Here is a 17,149-nt window from a genome sequence, read left to right on the forward strand (position 1 = left end):
GCTGATCACCGTACGGGCATCACAGATGCGTACGGGAAGAGGCTGCGTCGACCGCCGAACCTGTTACCGGGTAATGCCGGCGTAGGGAGATCAGGTCTCATGACCATTCAGGACGCACGCACGCCTGCCGTCAGCCAGGACGCCGACGGCCAGACCGAGCGCCAGCCCGGCTGGCACAAGGGATACCTGGCGGGCTCCCGCCCCGACCTCCGGGTGCCGGTCCGCCAGGTCCACCTCACCAACGGCAAGGACGTGACGCTCTACGACACGTCCGGTCCGTACACCGACCCGCAGATCGAGACCGACGTGCGCCGCGGCCTCGCGCCGCTGCGCGAGAACTGGATCATCAGCCGCGGGGACACCGAGGAGTACGCGGGCCGCCCCGTGCGCCCCGAGGACGACGGCATCAAGCACACCTCGCCGCGCGGCGGCCTCAAGAACCTCGACGCGGTCTTCCCGGGCCGACCCCGCCAGCCCCGCCGAGGCCGTGGCGGCGCCGCCGTCACGCAGCTCGCGTACGCCCGCCGCGGCGAGATCACCCCGGAGATGGAGTACGTCGCGATCCGCGAGAACGTCTCCCCCGAGGTCGTCCGCGAGGAGATCGCCGCAGGTCGCGCCGTGCTTCCGGCGAACGTGAACCACCCCGAGATCGAGCCGATGATCATCGGCAAGCGGTTCCTGGTGAAGGTCAACGCCAACATCGGCAACTCCGCTGTCACCTCCTCCATCGAGGAGGAGGTCGACAAGATGACCTGGGCGACCAAGTGGGGCGCCGACACGGTCATGGACCTCTCGACCGGCCGCAACATCCACACCACCCGCGAGTGGGTGCTGCGCAACTCCCCCGTTCCGATCGGCACCGTCCCGCTCTACCAGGCGCTGGAGAAGGTCGACGGCCGCGCCGAGGACCTGACCTGGGAGATCTACAAGGACACGGTCATCGAACAGGCCGAGCAGGGCGTCGACTACATGACGGTCCACGCCGGCGTGTTGCTGCCCTACGTGCCGCTGACCGCCCGCCGCAAGACCGGCATCGTCTCGCGCGGTGGCTCGATCATGGCCGCGTGGTGCCTGGCGCACCACAAGGAGAACTTCCTCTACACGAACTTCGAGGAGCTCTGCGAGATCCTCGCGACGTACGACGTCACGTACTCCCTCGGTGACGGCCTGCGCCCCGGTTCGATCGCGGACGCCAACGACGCGGCCCAGTTCGCCGAGCTGAAGACGCTGGGTGAGCTGAACACGATCGCCAAGCGACACAACGTCCAGACGATGATCGAGGGCCCGGGCCACGTCCCGATGCACAAGATCAAGGAGAACATCGACCTCCAGCAGGAGATCTGCGAGGAGGCGCCGTTCTACACGCTCGGCCCGCTGACCACGGACGTCGCGCCCGCGTACGACCACATCACCTCGGGCATCGGCGCCGCGATGATCGCCTGGTGGGGCACCGCGATGCTCTGCTACGTCACGCCCAAGGAGCACCTGGGCCTGCCCAACCGCGACGACGTCAAGACCGGCGTCATCACGTACAAGATCGCGGCGCACGCCGCGGACCTGGCCAAGGGGCACCCGGGCGCTCAGGAGTGGGACGACGCCCTGTCCGACGCGCGGTTCGAGTTCCGCTGGGAGGACCAGTTCAACCTGGCCCTCGACCCGGACACGGCCCGCGAGTTCCACGACGAGACCCTCCCGGCGGAGCCGGCCAAGACCGCGCACTTCTGCTCCATGTGCGGTCCGAAGTTCTGCTCGATGAAGATCTCGCAGGACATCCGCCGTGAGCACGGTGGCGACCTGAAGGCGGAGGAGATCCAGGCGGGCATGGCGGAGAAGTCCGCCGAGTTCGCGGCCTCGGGCAGCCGCGTCTACCTGCCGCTGGCCGACTGACCTGGGCGAACGCGACCGCCCGACGGCACCGTGGGGGGAGCCGTCGGTCGGTCGCTCCCTCCTCGGGGCTGCTCACCCGCCTCGGGGCTGCCCACCTGCCTCAGGGCTGCTCACCCGACTCAGGGCTGCTCCCTCGCCTCGGCCGATGATCTGGCCGGATCACGATCATCAGCGCTTGCGAAGGAGCACGAGGAAGACGAGCGCGGAACTCGCGGCAGCGGCCGCCCACGGAGTGGGGCCGTCATCCCACGTGGCTGCGGCTGCTGCCAGGGTCAGGGCGGCGTTGAAGCCCGCAAGCCCCAGGACCGCCCCGGCCGTTCGCCCGTCTTCCATCTGCGTCCCCTGCTGTGGTCGTTCATCGCTACGGTCGTAAATGACCGTATGGGCGAGATAAAGCCCACTCAAGTGATGAACGGATCATCGTGATGGTTTCCGGACATCCCGAGGCGACCTTGCGGTATCCGGAGGGCGGACCAGGCGGCCCTCCGTACGGCCGGTGGCCGGTGCGGGTCACTGACGCCCGCACCGGGGTCACTCCGGTTCGTGTTCCGGGCCGCCGAAGTCCGGACTGGTGAAGTCCGGAGGCGTGTAGCCGGGCCGCGGACTCTCCGACGGGGATCCCGGGCTGGTGAAGTCGGGCCGGCTGTACCCCAAGTTGGGGATCCGGCCGGCCGCCGGGGTGCGGGGCGTGGGGAAGCCGGGGCCGGCGCTCGGATCGGCCAGTGCGTCCCGCAGGAAGGGCATGATGCCGCGCTCCAGCAGGGCGTGCCGCCAGGCCTCGCGGGCCCGGGCGACCTCGTCGGGTATCGCCTCCGTCTCGTCCGCCCCCACCTCGGTCGCGCTGTTGCGGACGGCCGTCACCAGCAGCCCGATCACGGCGAAGAGCAGGGCGGCCGCGGTGAGCCCGCCGAAGAGCCACCCCGCCGTCAGCATGGTTTCGGCGAAGGCCGGTTCGGGCTCGATCATCTTCAGGATGTAGCCCACGAGCAGGAAGATCAGCATGGCGGTGCCCGCCAGGACGGGCGCGAGGACCGCGACCACGGCGCCGATGCCGGCGCCGCCACCGCTGTCCTGGGCGCCGTCCTCGTCCCCCGTCGTGCCGGGCGGGGCCAGTACTTCGTCGCGTCGTTCCTCGCGGACCTTCACGTAGTGCCCGTACTCGGCGGCGGCCGCGGCCGCCAGCAGGGCGCTGGCCCCCTGGGCCATGGTGCGCAGCTGTTCGGCATTCAGCCGTTCGCCGAGGGTGGCGAGTTCGGGCCGCTCGTGCGCGGCGCGCAGCGCCTCGTCGACGAGCCGATCGAACTCCGGTCGGTCTTCGGTCAGCAGGTGCGGAGCGCTGGTCATGTGCATCCCCCGATGCTCCGTAGAAGCCGGTTTGCCCGCGTAGACCCGGGCGCCGGCACAAACGGAGGAGAGCCTGCTACGGATAGAGCGATGGTAGAGCGCCCACGCCACGCCGTGACAGGGGCTTTCCGGAAATACCCCTCTCCGTAAGCTCTCAGTCGCTCAGGGGAAGTTGTACGACAAGCAGTTTGCCCGCCATCGTCACCCCGCCGTCCATCGCGATGGCCAGCCCTTCCGCGTACACGTGCGGGCCGTCCACGGCCTCGGGGCCCCGCGACCCGTCGCCGTCCTCGGTGCCCACTTCACCGAGCAGGTACGGGATGGGGCTGTGCCCGTGGACGACGCGGCTGCCGCCGTAGGTGTCGAGGAGTTCGCGTACGGCCGCCGGGCCGGTCCCCTCGTCGCGGAAGGCGAACCGCTTGGTGAACTTGCGGAAGAGGTCCCAGGTGATGTCGGCGTCGGCGCGGTTGAGGAGCTCGTGGATGGTGTCGTTGACGTCCTCGATGGAGTCGCCGTAGTCGAGGTAGGCCGTGGTGTCGGAGTGCAGCAGCAGGTGGCCCTCCTCCAGGACGGCTGCGTCCAGGCGGGACATCCACTGCAGGTGGACGTCCTGCAGGCGCTCCATGTCGGTGCGCTGGCCGCCGTTGAGGAGCCAGGCGGCCTGGAAGGTGGCGGTGCCGGCGCCGGAGACGACCGGGGTGTCGCCGAACCGCTTGGCGCCGATGAGCAGGAGCTCGTGATTGCCCATCAGGGCCTTGCAGTAGCCGCCGGCGGCGGCGGCCTCCGCCGACAGCCGCATGACGAGGTCGATGACGCCGATGCCGTCGGGGCCGCGGTCGGTGAAGTCGCCGAGGAACCAGAGCCGGGCGTTGCCGGCGGACCAGCGGCGCTCCGCGTCGATCAGACCCTGGGCGTGGAGTTCGGTGACGAGCTCGTCGAGGTAGCCGTGGACGTCGCCGACGACGTAGAGGGGGCCGGGACCCGCGGCCTGTTCCTGGGGCACGTACTGGACCTGGACGGTGTCGCCGGGGCCGCCGAGTGCGCCGCGGCCGATGACGGGCAGGTCCCGGTAGGTCGGGGTGTAGCCCTCCAGGTCGTCCTCGTCCGGGCCCCGGGGCGCCGTGTGCGCCGGTTCGGCGTCGGGGCGCGCGTGGATGCGCGTGTCGGGGTACGGGGGCTGCTGCAGGGGCGCCTGCGGCGCGGCCGGCTGATGCGCGGGCGGCTGCGGCGGGTAGCCGGGCTGCGGCGGCACGTTCGGCGTGGCGTCCTCGTAGTACGCCGGGTATTCGCCGTACACCGGGGGCTCTCCGGGCAGCCCGGTGGACGTGGATACGGCGTACAGGGCGGGTTCGGTGACGGGAACCCGGAAGTCCCGCAGCGTGTCCGTCCGCATCGCGGGTCCCTGACCGGCCCCCTGAGTCATCGACCCCTCCACCACCGTCGCGCTGCCGTACACCTGCGGACCCTCCTGACCTCCAAGGAGGAGGGTCCGTGATGTCGTGCGCCCATCATAGGAATGCGGCTCGCGCTCTGTGACGCACCAGGGGTAGTGAATCCTTTACGGAGCCGATCGTTCCTGCCGTTTTCTCCCGATATCGGCGTTGCGGAAATCCTCGACCGGTCCCTGGTTGGTGCTCAGTCGGTCCTCGGATGGTCCTTGGACGGTCCGAGGTCGGCCCGTCGGCAGGCCGACCGGACGGTCTGTCGGTCAGTCCTGGGCCGGCGAACGGGGCGGGCTGATGGTCGTGCGGGGCTGCCTGCGCTGTGAAGAGGTACGGATGATGAGTTCGGTCGGGACGACCTGTTCGACGGGGCGTCCGGTGTCCACTCCCTCGATCGCATCGATGAGCAGTTGCACGACGGCGGTGCCGATGCGGCGGGGTTTGAGGGACAGGGTGGTGATGGGCGGCTCGGTGTTGGCGTAGACGGTGGATTCGCTGCAGCACACGAGCAGCAGGTCCTCGGGGACGCGCAGGCCGTAGCGGCGGGCGGCGGCGAGCAGATCGGTGCCGTTGGGGTCGAAGAGCCCGTAGACCGCGTCGGGCCGGTCGGGGCGGGCGAGGAGCCGGTCGGCGGCGACGGCGCCCGCGCACGGGTCGTGGGCGGGGTAGGACTCGTAGACGGGGTCCTGGCCGACGCGCTCGCACCAGCTGAGGTAGGCGGTGGTGGAGAGCCGGGTGTAGGTGTCGGTGGTGGTCCCGGTCAGCAGTCCGATCCGGCGGGCGCCGGCGGCGGCGAGGTGGTCGAGCAGGCCGAGTACGGCGGCCTCGTGGTCGTTGTCGACCCAGGCGGTGACGGGGAGGGAGCCTGCGGGGCGGCCGTCGGAGACCACGGGCAGGCCTTGGCGGACCAGTTCGGTGACGACGGGATCGTGGTCGGAGGGGTCGATGACGACGGTGCCGTCGAGGGCGACGTTGGACCACACGTCGTGTCGGGAGGTGGCGGGGAGGATGACCAGGGCGTAGCCGCGGGCGAGCGCGGCGGAGGTGGCGGCCCTGGCCATCTCGGCGAAGTAGGCGAATTCGGTGAAGGTGAAAGGTTCATCCCCGTACGTCGTCACGGTCAGGCCGATGAGGCCGGACTTGCCGGTACGGAGGGTGCGGGCGGCGGCCGAGGGGCGGTAGCCCAGCCGGTCGGCCACTTCGCGAACGTGGCGGCGGGTGGCGTCGGGCAGCCGTCCCTTGCCATTGAGCGCGTCGGAGACGGTCGTGATGGAGACGCCCGCCGCTGCGGCCACGTCCCTGATGCCGGCCCGGCCCTGTCGGCCGGCGGCCCGCCGGGTGGTCTCGGTCCGGCTCACCTGATGCTTCCCTGCTGCTGTCATGGCGAGCCGATAGTAGGGCTCGGTGGGGAGGGTGGTCTGGGTGCATATGCAGGCATGGACAGGCACGTTTCTGCATGGTTCGCCACCCCCAATGACCTTGGAAATGAAGGTCATTGGTCGCTGGGGGTGAGTGTGAAGCTTGTCGTCGGGTCCGGGCATGCCAAAACGATGTGATCTCGGGCCGTTCTCAACTCACCTGCACGAGGGATGCGCGCCACGGCGCAGGCCACCGGCGCGCGCATATATGCGTGCGCTCCCCCGCATTCCTGGCGCCCCCATTCTCGGAACGGCGGAATCCTCATAAGGTGAGCAGTATTGAGTCGACGGCGACGTCGTAGTGGACGGTCGAGGAGGACCTGCGGTGAGCGAGAAGAGCCCGAAGCTGCGCGCCGAGCTGGACGGCATTCCGACGTACAAGCCCGGCAAGCCGGCTGCCGCGGGAGGGCCTGTCGCGTACAAGCTGTCCTCGAACGAGAACCCGTACCCGCCGCTGTCGGGCGTGCTGGAGACCGCGGTCGCCGCGGCCGGGAACTTCAACCGGTACCCCGACATGGCCTGCACCGGCCTCGTGAACGAGCTCGCCGAGCGCTTCGGCGTGCCGGTCGAGCACATCGCCACGGGCACCGGCTCGGTCGGCGTGGCCCAGTCGCTGATCCAGTCGACCGCCGGGCCGGGCGACGAGGTGATCTACGCCTGGCGCTCCTTCGAGGCGTACCCGATCATCACGCAGATCTCGGGCGCGACCTCGGTGCGGGTCCCGCTGACCGACGGCGACGTCCACGACCTGGACGCGATGGCCGCGGCGATCACCGACCGGACCCGGCTGATCTTCGTTTGCAACCCGAACAACCCCACCGGCACGGCCGTGCGCCGCGCCGAGCTGGAGCGCTTCCTGGACCAGGTGCCCTCGGACGTCCTGGTGGTCCTGGACGAGGCGTACCGCGAGTTCGTGCGGGACGCGGACGTACCGGACGGCATCGAGCTCTACCGCGACCGCCCGAACGTCGCCGTGCTGCGTACGTTCTCCAAGGCGTACGGCCTGGCCGGTCTGCGGGTCGGCTTCGCGGTCGCGCACGAGCCGGTCGCGGCGGCGCTGCGCAAGACGGCGGTGCCCTTCGGCGTCAGCCAGCTCGCGCAGGACGCGGCGGTGGCTTCGCTGCGCGCCGAGGACGAGCTGATGGGCCGCGTCGGGGCGCTGGTGAGCGAGCGCACGCGGGTGCACGAGACGCTGGTCGCCCAGGGTTGGACCGTTCCGGACACGCAGGCGAACTTCGTGTGGATGCGGCTGGGTGAGCGGACCGCCGAGTTCGCGGCTGCCTGCGAGAAGGCCGGTGTGGTGGTCCGGCCCTTCGCGGGCGAGGGCCTGCGGGTCACGATCGGTGAGACCGAGGCGAACGACCTCTTCCTGCACACGGCCGAGGCGTTCTTCAAGGAGCTCTAGAAGGTAAGGGTCAGGCGAGTTCCACGCGGACGGGATCGCCGTCGCGGACGGTGGACAACAGGCGGGGGTCGCCGTCGAACGAGCCGAGCACGTTGCACGGGCTCGCGAGGCGGCTCTCGCCTCCGCGTGAGATGGGTGTGGGGCCGTAGGGCAGCGCGAGGGCGTCGCCCTCGGTCCAGAACGCGACCGTGCCGGGGGCGACGACCTGCTGGGCGTCGTCCTCCAGGGCGACAGTGACCCCGGTGTCGAAGTAGACCTCCTCGCCCCAGGTGTTGGCGGAGGCGGAAATCGGAAGGGCCTCGGCCAGCGCCTTGCTGGTCGGGGTCTCGTCGAGGGTTGCGGTGAGCTGGCCCGCGGGCCAGGAGATTCGTATCTGCATGAGCCGAATTCAACAATCTGTTGAATCGATTGGCTAGAGGGGTACCCCGCTCGAAGGTGGCCGAGAGTGGTGCGACATAATGCTTGTGAATGTGAACGCGTTCACAAGCGTGTCCTGCTTCCTCCCGATATGGAGGGAACCCGCCAGGCAGACTGCGGCTGTGACCACGGCGACGACAAGGAGAAGACGACGTGGACCTAGCTTTGGCGCCGGAGACATTGGCGCGATGGCAGTTCGGTATAACGACCGTCTACCACTTCCTGTTCGTACCCCTGACGATCTCGCTCGCCGCCCTGACGGCGGGCTTGCAGACGGCGTGGGTGCGCACCGAGAAGGAGAAGTACCTCAGAGCCACGAAGTTCTGGGGGAAGCTCTTCTTGATCAATATCGCGATGGGTGTCGTCACCGGCATCGTCCAGGAGTTCCAGTTCGGCATGAACTGGTCCGACTACTCGCGATTCGTCGGCGACATCTTCGGGGCCCCCCTGGCCTTCGAAGCGCTGATCGCCTTCTTCTTCGAGTCGACCTTCATCGGTCTGTGGATCTTCGGCTGGGACAAGCTGCCGAAGAAGATCCACCTGGCGTGCATCTGGATGGTGTCCATGGGCACCGTCCTGTCCGCCTATTTCATCCTGGCGGCCAATTCCTGGATGCAGCACCCGGTCGGGTACCGCATCAACGAAGAGCGGGGCCGGGCCGAGCTCACCGACTTCTGGCTCGTACTGACCCAGAACACCGCGCTCACCCAGTTCTTCCACACGATCACGGCCGCCTTCCTGGTCGGCGGCGCGTTCATGGCCGGCATCTCCGCCTTCCACCTGGCACGCAAGAAGCACGTCCCCGTGATGCGGAGCTCGCTGCGCCTCGGCCTGATCGTCATGATCATCGCTGGTATGGGCACGGCGATCAGCGGTGACCTGCTCGGCAAGGTGATGTACAAGCAGCAGCCCATGAAGATGGCCGCTGCGGAAGCGCTGTGGGACGGCGAGGCGCCCGCGCCCTTCTCCGTCTTCGCCTACGGAGACGTCGACAAGGGCCACAACAAGGTCGCGATAGAGATCCCCGGCCTGCTGTCCTTCCTGGCCAACGACGACTTCACCTCATTCGTCCCGGGCATCAACGACGTCAACAAGGCCGAGCAGGAGAAGTACGGCCCCGGCGACTACCGGCCCAACATCGCCGTCGCCTACTGGGGCTTCCGCTGGATGATCGGCTTCGGCATGGCCTCCCTCGGCATCGGAGCACTGGGCCTGTGGCTGACCCGCAAGCGGTTCATGCTGCCGGCGCAGCTGCGGACCGGGGAGGACGAGGTCCCGCACCTGGTCCTCTTCAAGAAGCCGCTGAGCCCGAAGTTCACCAACCTGTACTGGATCGTCGCGCTCTGGACGATGGGCTTCCCGCTCATAGCCAACTCCTGGGGCTGGATCTTCACCGAGATGGGTCGCCAGCCCTGGGTCGTCTACGGAGTCCTGCGCACCAGGGACGCGGTCTCGCCGAACGTGTCCCAGGCCGAGGTGCTCACCTCGATGATCGGGTTCACGCTCCTGTACGCGGTGCTGGCCGTGATCGAGGTCAAGCTCCTCGTCAAATACGTCAAGGCCGGACCGCCCGAACTCACCGAGGCAGACCTCAACCCACCCACCAAGATCGGTGGGGACGACAAGAACCCCGACCGGCCGATGGCCTTCTCGTACTGAGGCCGAGGAGCGCACACCATGCAACTCCACGATGTCTGGTTCGTACTCATCGCCGTCCTGTGGACCGGCTACTTCTTCCTGGAAGGCTTCGACTTCGGAGTCGGCGTACTGACCAAGCTGCTCGCCCGTGACCGCACGGAGAAGCGGGTCCTGATCAACACGATCGGGCCCGTGTGGGACGGGAACGAGGTCTGGCTGCTCACCGCGGGCGGTGCCACCTTCGCCGCCTTCCCCGACTGGTACGCCACCCTCTTCTCGGGCTTCTACCTGCCGCTGCTGCTCATCCTGATCTGCCTCATCATCCGTGGCGTCGCCTTCGAGTACCGGCACAAGCGCCCCGAGGACCGGTGGCAGACCAACTGGGAACACGCGATCTTCTGGACCTCGCTGATCCCCGCGTTTCTGTGGGGCGTCGCCTTCGCCAACATCGTGCGCGGCGTCAAGATTGACGAGAACAAGGAGTACGTCGGGACCTTCCTCGACCTGCTCAACGTCTACTCGATCCTCGGCGGACTGGTCACCCTCACCCTGTTCACCTTCCACGGCACGGTCTTCACCTCGCTCAAGACCGTCGGTGACATCCGCGACCGCTCGCGGAAGCTGGCGACCCGGCTGGGCGTGGTCACCGCCGTGCTGGCCCTGGTCTTCCTGATCTGGACCCAGGTCTCGCGCGGCGACGGCCAGAGCCTGATCGCGATGATCGTCGCGGTGCTGGCGCTGGTCGGGGCCCTCGGCTTCAACCTGGTCGGCCGCGAGGGCTGGTCGTTCGCACTGTCCGGGGTCACCATCGCGGCGGCCGTCGCGATGCTCTTCCTCACGCTCTTCCCGAACGTCATGCCGTCCTCGCTGAACGAGGCCTGGAACCTCACGGTCACCAACTCCTCGTCCAGCGCGTACACCCTGAAGATCATGACCTGGTGCGCGGCCGTGGCCACCCCGCTCGTACTGCTCTACCAAGGCTGGACGTACTGGGTGTTCCGCAAGAGGATCGGGACCCAGCACATCGTCGATGTGCACTGAGCCCTGAACCGAGTCCCCGCGACGTATGACCCGCCCGTCCGGCTGACGACTTCCCCGAGGGGATGTTTCACGTGAAACCGATCGACCCGCGCCTGCTGCGGTACGCCCGTTCCACCCGCCTCTTCCTGGGGGCGGTGGTGGCCCTGGGGCTTGCCAGGGCGGGGTTGGTCGTCGGTCAGGCGATGCTGATCGCCGAGATCGTGGTCGGAGCCTTCGAGCGGGGGCTCGACGGCCAGGCCCTCCGGACGCCACTGCTACTGCTCGCGGCGGTGGCGCTCGGACGCGGGCTGATCGCCTGGCTCACGGAACTGGCCGCGCACCGGGCGGGCGCGGCGGTCAAGTCGGAGCTGCGGGGCAGGCTGCTGGACCGGGCCGCGGAGCTCGGGCCCGGCTGGCTGGCCGGCCAGCGGACGGGATCGCTGGTGTCACTGGCCACCCGGGGCGTGGACGCGCTCGACGACTACTTCTCCCGCTACCTGCCCCAGCTGGGGCTCGCGGTGGTCGTGCCGGTCGCCGTGCTGGCCCGCGTCGTCACCGAGGACTGGGTGTCGGCGGCCATCATCGTGGTGACGCTGCCGCTGATCCCCGTGTTCATGATCCTCATCGGCATGGCCACCCAGTCCCGGATGGACCGCCAGTGGCGGCTGCTGTCCCGGCTCTCCGGGCACTTCCTCGACGTGGTGGCCGGGCTTCCCACCCTGAAGGTCTTCGGCCGGGCCAAGGCGCAGGCCGAGTCGATCCGCAAGATCACCGATGACTACCGGCGCGCGACGATGCGGACCCTGCGCATCGCCTTCCTCTCTTCCTTCGCCCTGGAACTGCTGGCGACGCTGTCGGTGGCCCTGGTGGCCGTGACCATCGGCATGCGGCTGGTCCACGGCGAACTGGACCTCTACACCGGGCTGGTCATCCTCATCCTGGCGCCCGAGGCCTACCTGCCGCTGCGGCAGGTGGGGGCCCAGTACCACGCTGCCGCCGAAGGGCTGGCGGCCGCCGAGGAGATCTTCGAGGTCCTGGAGACCCCCACCACCGGTACGGCCGGTACCGCCGAGCTGCCGGGCGGCGCTCCCCTGCGGATCGAGATCGAGGGGATCGCCGTCCGCTACGAGGGCCGCGGCGAGGACTCGCCCCGGCCGGTCTCGCTCACGGTCGGGCCGGGGGAGTGCGTGGCCCTCACCGGGCCGAGCGGAGCGGGGAAGTCCACCCTGCTCCAGGTGTTGCTGGGATTCGTGACGCCGACCGCCGGGCGGGTCCGGGTCGCGGGCGTGGACCTGGCCGAGCTGTCGCCGGCGCAGTGGCGGCAGCAGATCGCCTGGGTGCCACAGCGGCCGCACCTGTTCGCAGGAACGATCGCAGAGAACGTGCGGCTGGCCCGTAAGGGGGCCTCCGAGGCCGATGTGACCGAGGCGTTGAAGGACGCCGGGGCCTGGGAGTTCGTGACCGCGCTGCCGCGCGGGGTGGAGACCCCGCTGGGCGAGGGCGGTGTGGGACTGTCCGCCGGTCAGCGGCAGCGGCTGGCCCTGGCACGCGCGTTCCTCGCGGACCGGCCCGTGCTGCTGCTGGACGAGCCGACGGCGGCGCTGGACGGCGAGACCGAGGCGGGGATCGTGGACGCGGTCCGGCGGCTGTCCGTCGGGCGGACCGTGCTGTTGGTGGTGCACCGGCCGGCGCTGCTCGCCGTCGCGGACCGGGTGGTGGCGATGGAGGCGGGCGACGACCCCGAGGAGCCGTTCGCCGAGGGGACGCTCCCCCGCCGTGCCGCTTCCCCGGTCGGCGCCGAGCTGCTGTCCTCCTCCGGCGCAGCCGGTGACCGCGGCGAGCACGTCCCGGATGCCGGGGAGTGGATCCTCGGCGCGGCGCGCGAGCGGGCGGAGGCCGGCGGCGGCTCGGGCCCGGCCGGCTCGGGTGCGGCCGCGTCCGGTGCGGCTGGTTCGGGCCCGGTCGGTTCGGGCCTGGCAGGTTCGGGCGCGGCCGATGATCCGCTGCGCCGGGTGCGGGCGGTCGCCCGGGCGTGGCAAGGGCGGTTCAGGCTCGGGCTGTTGCTCGGGGCGCTGGCCGTCGGATGCAGCGTCGGCCTGATGGCCGTGTCGGGCTGGCTGATCTCGCGGGCCTCACAGCAGCCGCCCGTGCTCTACCTGATGGTGGCCGTCACGGCCACCCGCGCCTTTGGAATGGGCCGCGCCGTCTTCCGTTACGCCGAGCGGCTCGTCTCGCACGACGCCGTGCTGCGGATGCTCGCCGATCTGCGGGTCTCCGTCTACCGCCGACTGGAGCGCATCGCGCCCGCCGGGCTGCGCGAGCACCGGCGCGGGGACCTGCTGGCCCGGCTGGTGGCCGACACCGACACACTGCAGGACTACTGGCTGCGCTGGCTGCTGCCCGTCGGTACGGCCGTGCTCGTCGGATCGGGTTCGGTCGCCTTCACCGCATGGCTGCTGCCGGAGGCCGGAGCCGTACTCGCCGTCGGACTGCTCGCCGCCGGTGTCGCGGTACCGCTGGTCAGCGGTGCCTGCGCCCGCCGTGCGGAGCGAAGGCTCGCGCCGGCCCGGGGCGAACTCGCCACCCGGGTGGCTGATCTGCTCACCGGGACCGCGGAGCTGACCGTGGCCGGTGCGCTGGAGGACCGCAAGGGCCGGACGCGCGAGAGCGACGGCTTGCTGACGCGCATCGCCGCGCGGGGCTCGGCCGCGGCCGGGCTGGGTGGCGGCCTGTCGGCCCTGGTGTGCGGGCTCACCGTCGTGGCCGCCGCGGCCGTTGCCGCGAACGCAGTCCAGGACGGACGGCTGTCCGGGGTTGCCATGGCCGTCGCGGTCCTGACGCCGCTGGCCGCCTTCGAGGCGGTGAACGGACTTCCGCTCGCCGTCCAGTACCGCCAGCGGGTGCGCCGTAGTGCCGAGCGGGTCTACGAGGTCATCGACGCGCCGGTCCCGGTCGCCGAGCCGGAACAACCCGCCGCGGCCCCCGCCTCGCCGTTCCCGCTGCGGCTGACGGGGCTCACCGCCCGCCACCCCGGCCAGGAGCGTGCCGCGCTGCGGGACGTGGAGCTGACCCTGGAGGCCGGCCGCCGCATCGCCGTCGTCGGTCCCTCGGGGTCCGGCAAGACCACCCTGGCCCAGGTCCTGCTCCGGTTCCTGGACCCGGCCGAAGGCGCGTACAGCCTGGGCGGGAGCGACGCGCGCACGCTCGACGGCGACGACGTACGGGTCCTCGTGGGCCTGTGCGCCCAGGACGCGCACATCTTCGACAGCTCGGTACGGGAGAACCTGCGCCTGGCCCGGACCGGGGCGAGCGAGGAGCAGCTGCGGCAGGCGCTGGCCGCGGCCCGGCTGTTGGAGTGGGCCGACGGCCTTCCGGACGGGCTGGACACGTTGGTCGGCGAGCACGGCGAGCGGATCTCGGGTGGTCAGCGCCAGCGGCTGGCCCTGGCCCGGGCGCTGCTCGCGGACTTCCCTGTGCTGGTCCTGGACGAGCCGGCCGAGCATCTGGACCTGGCCACGGCGGACGCCCTGACGGCGGACCTGCTGGCCGCGACCGAGGGCCGGACCACCGTGCTGATCACACACCGGCTGGCCGGCCTGGAGGCGGTCGACGAGGTGCTCGTGCTGGACCGCGGCGAGGTCGTGCAGCGCGGCCCGTACGCGGAGCTGGCCGCCGCCGAGGGGCCGTTGCAGCAGCTGCTGGCGCGCGAAAGGGCAACGGACGGCACTTTGGCCAACTTTCCCCGCCAATAGGGACTAACTACGCTCAGGGCCATGTCAGCGCAGCAGTCGCAGGAATCGCCGGATCCTTCACCGGGTCCATCATTTGACCCGCTGCCGGGTCCGTTGCCGGGAACGCCGGGAAGGCCGGGAGCTGCGGAAACTGAGGGAGCTTCGGACCCCCTGATGGCTGCCACCCAGGCCACCAGAAGTCTGCAGGGACTGTCCACCGAGCTCACGGCCCGAGTACCGCAACTGCTGGAGGCCATGAGGTCGGTCGGGACCGGGCTGGAGCTGCACTCGACGCTGGACCGCATCTGCGAGACCGCGGCCGAGCTCGCAGACGCCCGCTACGCGGCGATCGGGGTCGTCGACACGGAGGGCCGCGGACTCTCGGACTTCGTCACCCACGGGATCAGCTCCGCGCAGGCCCGGAAGATCGGACACCGCCCCGACGGGAAACGGGGCCTGCTCGGAGCGCTGATCTCGCACTCCGACACGGTGCGGCTCGCCGATCTGACGAAGGACCCGCGCTCGGCGGGGTTCCCGCCGCACCACCCGCCCATGAAGACCTTCCTCGGAGTGCCGATCCGGGTGCAGGGAGAGATCTTCGGCAATCTCTACCTCGCCGAGAAGAACGGCGGCGGCGAGTTCAACGACTACGACGTCCACATGGTCCGGGTACTGGCCACCGAGGCGGGCATCGCCATCGGCAACGCCCGGCTGTACGAGGCCGCCACGCAGCGCGAGCGCTGGATCGACGGCTCGGTGGCCGTCACCACCGCTCTCCTGTCCGGCGGTGACGCGGACGATGCGCTCGCTGTGGTCGCCGAACAGGCCCGCCGGCTGGCCGACTCCGCCGCCGGGATCGTCATGCTGCCGGCCGAGGAGGGCGGGATGGAGATCGTCGCCGTCTCCTCCGAGAACCCGGCCACCTCGCTCGGTGTGGTGATGGGGGCCGAGAGCCCGGTGGTGGACCGGCTGCTGGAGGGCGAGCCGGTCTTCGTGGACGACGCCGCGTCCGATCCCCGCATGGCCAGCAAGCTCACCAGCCGGTACGGCCCGTGCATGCTGCTGCCGCTGCAGAGCGGCGGGCGGGTGCTGGGCGCGCTGGTCACCCCCCGGGCCCGCGGTGGGCGTCCGTTCACCGAGGCCGAGCGGACCCTGGCCACCCAGTTCGCCTCGCAGGCGGCGCTCGCCCTGATGATGGCCGAGGCACAGCGCGACCGCGAGCGGCTGGCGGTGTTCGAGGACCGCGACCGGATCGCCCGCGACCTGCACGACCTGGTCATCCAACGGCTCTTCGCCACCGGGTTGATGCTGGAGGGCGCCCAGCGCCGGTCCATCGTCCCCGAGGTGCGCGACGGCGTGGGCAAGGCCGTGGACGAACTGGACGTGACGATTCAGGAGATCCGCACCGCGATCTTCGCCCTCCAACAGGGTCCGGCGGAGGCTCCGTCCGGGTTGCGTACCCGAGTGCTGCGGGAGATCAACATGGCCGCGGTGCCCCTGGGCTTCAAGCCCGCGCACCGCTTCCTCGGCCCGGTCGACACGGTCGTCGGTGAGCTGGTGGGCAAGAACCTGATCGCCGCGCTGCGTGAGGCCCTGTCGAACGCCTTCCGTCACGCCGAGGCGACCCGGATCGACGTGGTCATCGACTCCACCATCACGCTCGCCGACGGCCGCCCTGGGGTCCGGCTGGAGGTAGCCGACGACGGGGTGGGCATCCCGCAGGGCGGCCGCCGCAGCGGGCTGCGGAACCTGCGCCGACGGGCCGAGTCGTTGGGCGGCGCGAGCTCGTACGGGCCGGGCATCGGCGAGGACGGAGGCGGGACCACCGTGGTGTGGGAGGCCCCGCTCCAACCCGATGTCTAGAGACGGCCTTAGGCCTGCTGTCCCGCGGTGCGTTCGGCCAAGATGCGCTCGATGACGAGGGCGACCCCGTCCTCGTTGTTGGCGACCGTACGGCCGGAGGCGGCCGCGATCACATCGGGGTGGGCGTTGCCCATGGCGTACGAGGTGCCCGCCCAGCTGAGCATCTCCACGTCGTTCGGCATGTCCCCGAAAGCGACGACCTCGGCGGGGGAAATGCCCCGCTCGGCGCAGCACAGTGCCAGGGTGCTCGCCTTGGACACGCCCGGCCCGCTGATCTCGAGCAGCGAGGTGGGACTGGACCGGGTGATCGACGCGTACCCACCGGCTGCGGACCGCGCCAGCGCCAGGAACTCGTCCGGGGCCAGCTCGGCATGGTGCGCCAACAGCTTCAGCACGGGCGCGGAGCTTTCGTCCGTGTCCTCGTGCAGCAGCTTCTCGGCAGTGGCGACCCGGGCACCCGGGTCCTTGAAGAAGGGCGGGTACGCCGGCTCGTAATTGATGCCGGTGGTCAGCTCGACCGCGAAGGAGGTGCCAGGTGCCGCGGCCCGTAGGGCATCGACGACGGCGAGGGCTGCCACCCGCGGAAGGGCTCTGACCTGCACGAACTCACGTCCGGCATGTAGATCGACCACCGCCGCGCCATTGGCGCAGATCGCCAGGCCGTGGCCGTGGACATGATCGCTGACCACATCCATCCAGCGGGCCGGGCGGCCGGTGACGAAGAAGACCTCGATCCCGGCCTCCTCGGCGGCGGCGAGTGCGGCGACCGTGCGGGGCGAGACGGACTTGTCGTCGCGCAGCAGGGTGCCGTCGAGGTCGGTGGCGATCAGCCGGGGCGTGGGGGTTGGCCCGTCCGGGCACTGGGGAGCCGAGGTCACGGCTCCATCTTCGCCCATGGCCGAAGAGGTCCTGACCATGGGCAGGGGCTCTGATCTCGGGTGATGTTTCACGTGAAACGGCGCCGTTTCACGTGAAACATCGGCT

Annotated in this window: 12 protein-coding genes; 6 read left to right on the forward strand and 6 right to left on the reverse strand. The window is 70.2% G+C overall.

Going from position 1 to position 17,149, the window contains the following annotated elements:
* Window positions 1-99 precede the first annotated feature (99 nt).
* On the forward strand, window positions 100-1,887 hold the full coding sequence (thiC, locus tag OG386_RS22845; RefSeq protein ID WP_266594783.1) for a phosphomethylpyrimidine synthase ThiC: 1,788 nt from the start codon (window positions 100-102) through the stop codon (window positions 1,885-1,887).
* Window positions 1,888-2,055: 168 nt separating this feature from the next.
* Here the strand turns inward: thiC and OG386_RS22850 are convergent, their stop codons facing one another.
* The 4 genes from OG386_RS22850 to OG386_RS22865 form a co-directional block, all read right to left on the reverse strand.
* Window positions 2,056-2,220, reverse strand: a complete 165-nt coding sequence (locus OG386_RS22850) for a hypothetical protein (protein WP_327384379.1) — start codon at window positions 2,218-2,220, stop codon at window positions 2,056-2,058.
* Window positions 2,221-2,418: 198 nt separating this feature from the next.
* The gene (locus OG386_RS22855; protein WP_328789679.1) at window positions 2,419-3,237 is read right to left on the reverse strand and encodes a hypothetical protein; all 819 of its coding nucleotides are present in this window, start codon (window positions 3,235-3,237) and stop codon (window positions 2,419-2,421) included.
* Between the two features lie 148 nt (window positions 3,238-3,385).
* Window positions 3,386-4,669, reverse strand: coding sequence for a metallophosphoesterase (locus OG386_RS22860; RefSeq protein ID WP_443053318.1), 1,284 nt, complete (start codon window positions 4,667-4,669; stop codon window positions 3,386-3,388).
* Between the two features lie 270 nt (window positions 4,670-4,939).
* Window positions 4,940-6,055 (reverse strand): LacI family DNA-binding transcriptional regulator, encoded by a 1,116-nt coding sequence (locus tag OG386_RS22865; RefSeq protein WP_266594788.1) that lies wholly within the window; start codon window positions 6,053-6,055, stop codon window positions 4,940-4,942.
* Between the two features lie 361 nt (window positions 6,056-6,416).
* Between OG386_RS22865 and hisC the strand changes: the two genes are divergently transcribed.
* Complete coding sequence (gene hisC, locus OG386_RS22870; protein ID WP_328789681.1) at window positions 6,417-7,496, forward strand: histidinol-phosphate transaminase; 1,080 nt, start codon at window positions 6,417-6,419, stop codon at window positions 7,494-7,496.
* 10 nt (window positions 7,497-7,506) lie between these two features.
* Here hisC and OG386_RS22875 read toward each other — a convergent pair whose 3' ends face one another.
* On the reverse strand, window positions 7,507-7,875 hold the full coding sequence (locus tag OG386_RS22875) for a cyclophilin-like fold protein (protein ID WP_328789682.1): 369 nt from the start codon (window positions 7,873-7,875) through the stop codon (window positions 7,507-7,509).
* A 191-nt stretch (window positions 7,876-8,066) separates the two neighbouring features.
* On the opposite strand from OG386_RS22875, the gene OG386_RS22880 reads away from it, so the two are divergent.
* The 4 genes from OG386_RS22880 to OG386_RS22895 all read left to right on the forward strand — a co-directional run bounded on the left by OG386_RS22880 (window position 8,067) and on the right by OG386_RS22895 (window position 16,165).
* On the forward strand, window positions 8,067-9,572 hold the full coding sequence (locus tag OG386_RS22880; RefSeq protein ID WP_328789683.1) for a cytochrome ubiquinol oxidase subunit I: 1,506 nt from the start codon (window positions 8,067-8,069) through the stop codon (window positions 9,570-9,572).
* A gap of 18 nt (window positions 9,573-9,590) precedes the next feature.
* Window positions 9,591-10,592 (forward strand): cytochrome d ubiquinol oxidase subunit II, encoded by a 1,002-nt coding sequence (gene cydB, locus OG386_RS22885; protein ID WP_327384385.1) that lies wholly within the window; start codon window positions 9,591-9,593, stop codon window positions 10,590-10,592.
* A gap of 71 nt (window positions 10,593-10,663) precedes the next feature.
* Entirely contained in the window at window positions 10,664-14,323 is a 3,660-nt protein-coding gene (cydD, locus tag OG386_RS22890; RefSeq protein WP_328789684.1) for a thiol reductant ABC exporter subunit CydD, read from the forward strand.
* Between the two features lie 153 nt (window positions 14,324-14,476).
* Window positions 14,477-16,165 carry a sensor histidine kinase gene (locus tag OG386_RS22895; protein WP_328789685.1) on the forward strand — a complete coding sequence of 563 codons (1,689 nt, stop codon included), beginning with the start codon at window positions 14,477-14,479 and terminating at the stop codon, window positions 16,163-16,165.
* An 8-nt stretch (window positions 16,166-16,173) separates the two neighbouring features.
* Here OG386_RS22895 and OG386_RS22900 read toward each other — a convergent pair whose 3' ends face one another.
* Window positions 16,174-17,061, reverse strand: a complete 888-nt coding sequence (locus OG386_RS22900; RefSeq protein ID WP_328789686.1) for a Cof-type HAD-IIB family hydrolase — start codon at window positions 17,059-17,061, stop codon at window positions 16,174-16,176.
* Between the last annotated feature and the right edge of the window lie 88 nt (window positions 17,062-17,149).

The sequence above is a fragment of the Streptomyces sp. NBC_00273 genome, from assembly GCF_036178145.1.
Taxonomy (GTDB): domain Bacteria; phylum Actinomycetota; class Actinomycetes; order Streptomycetales; family Streptomycetaceae; genus Streptomyces.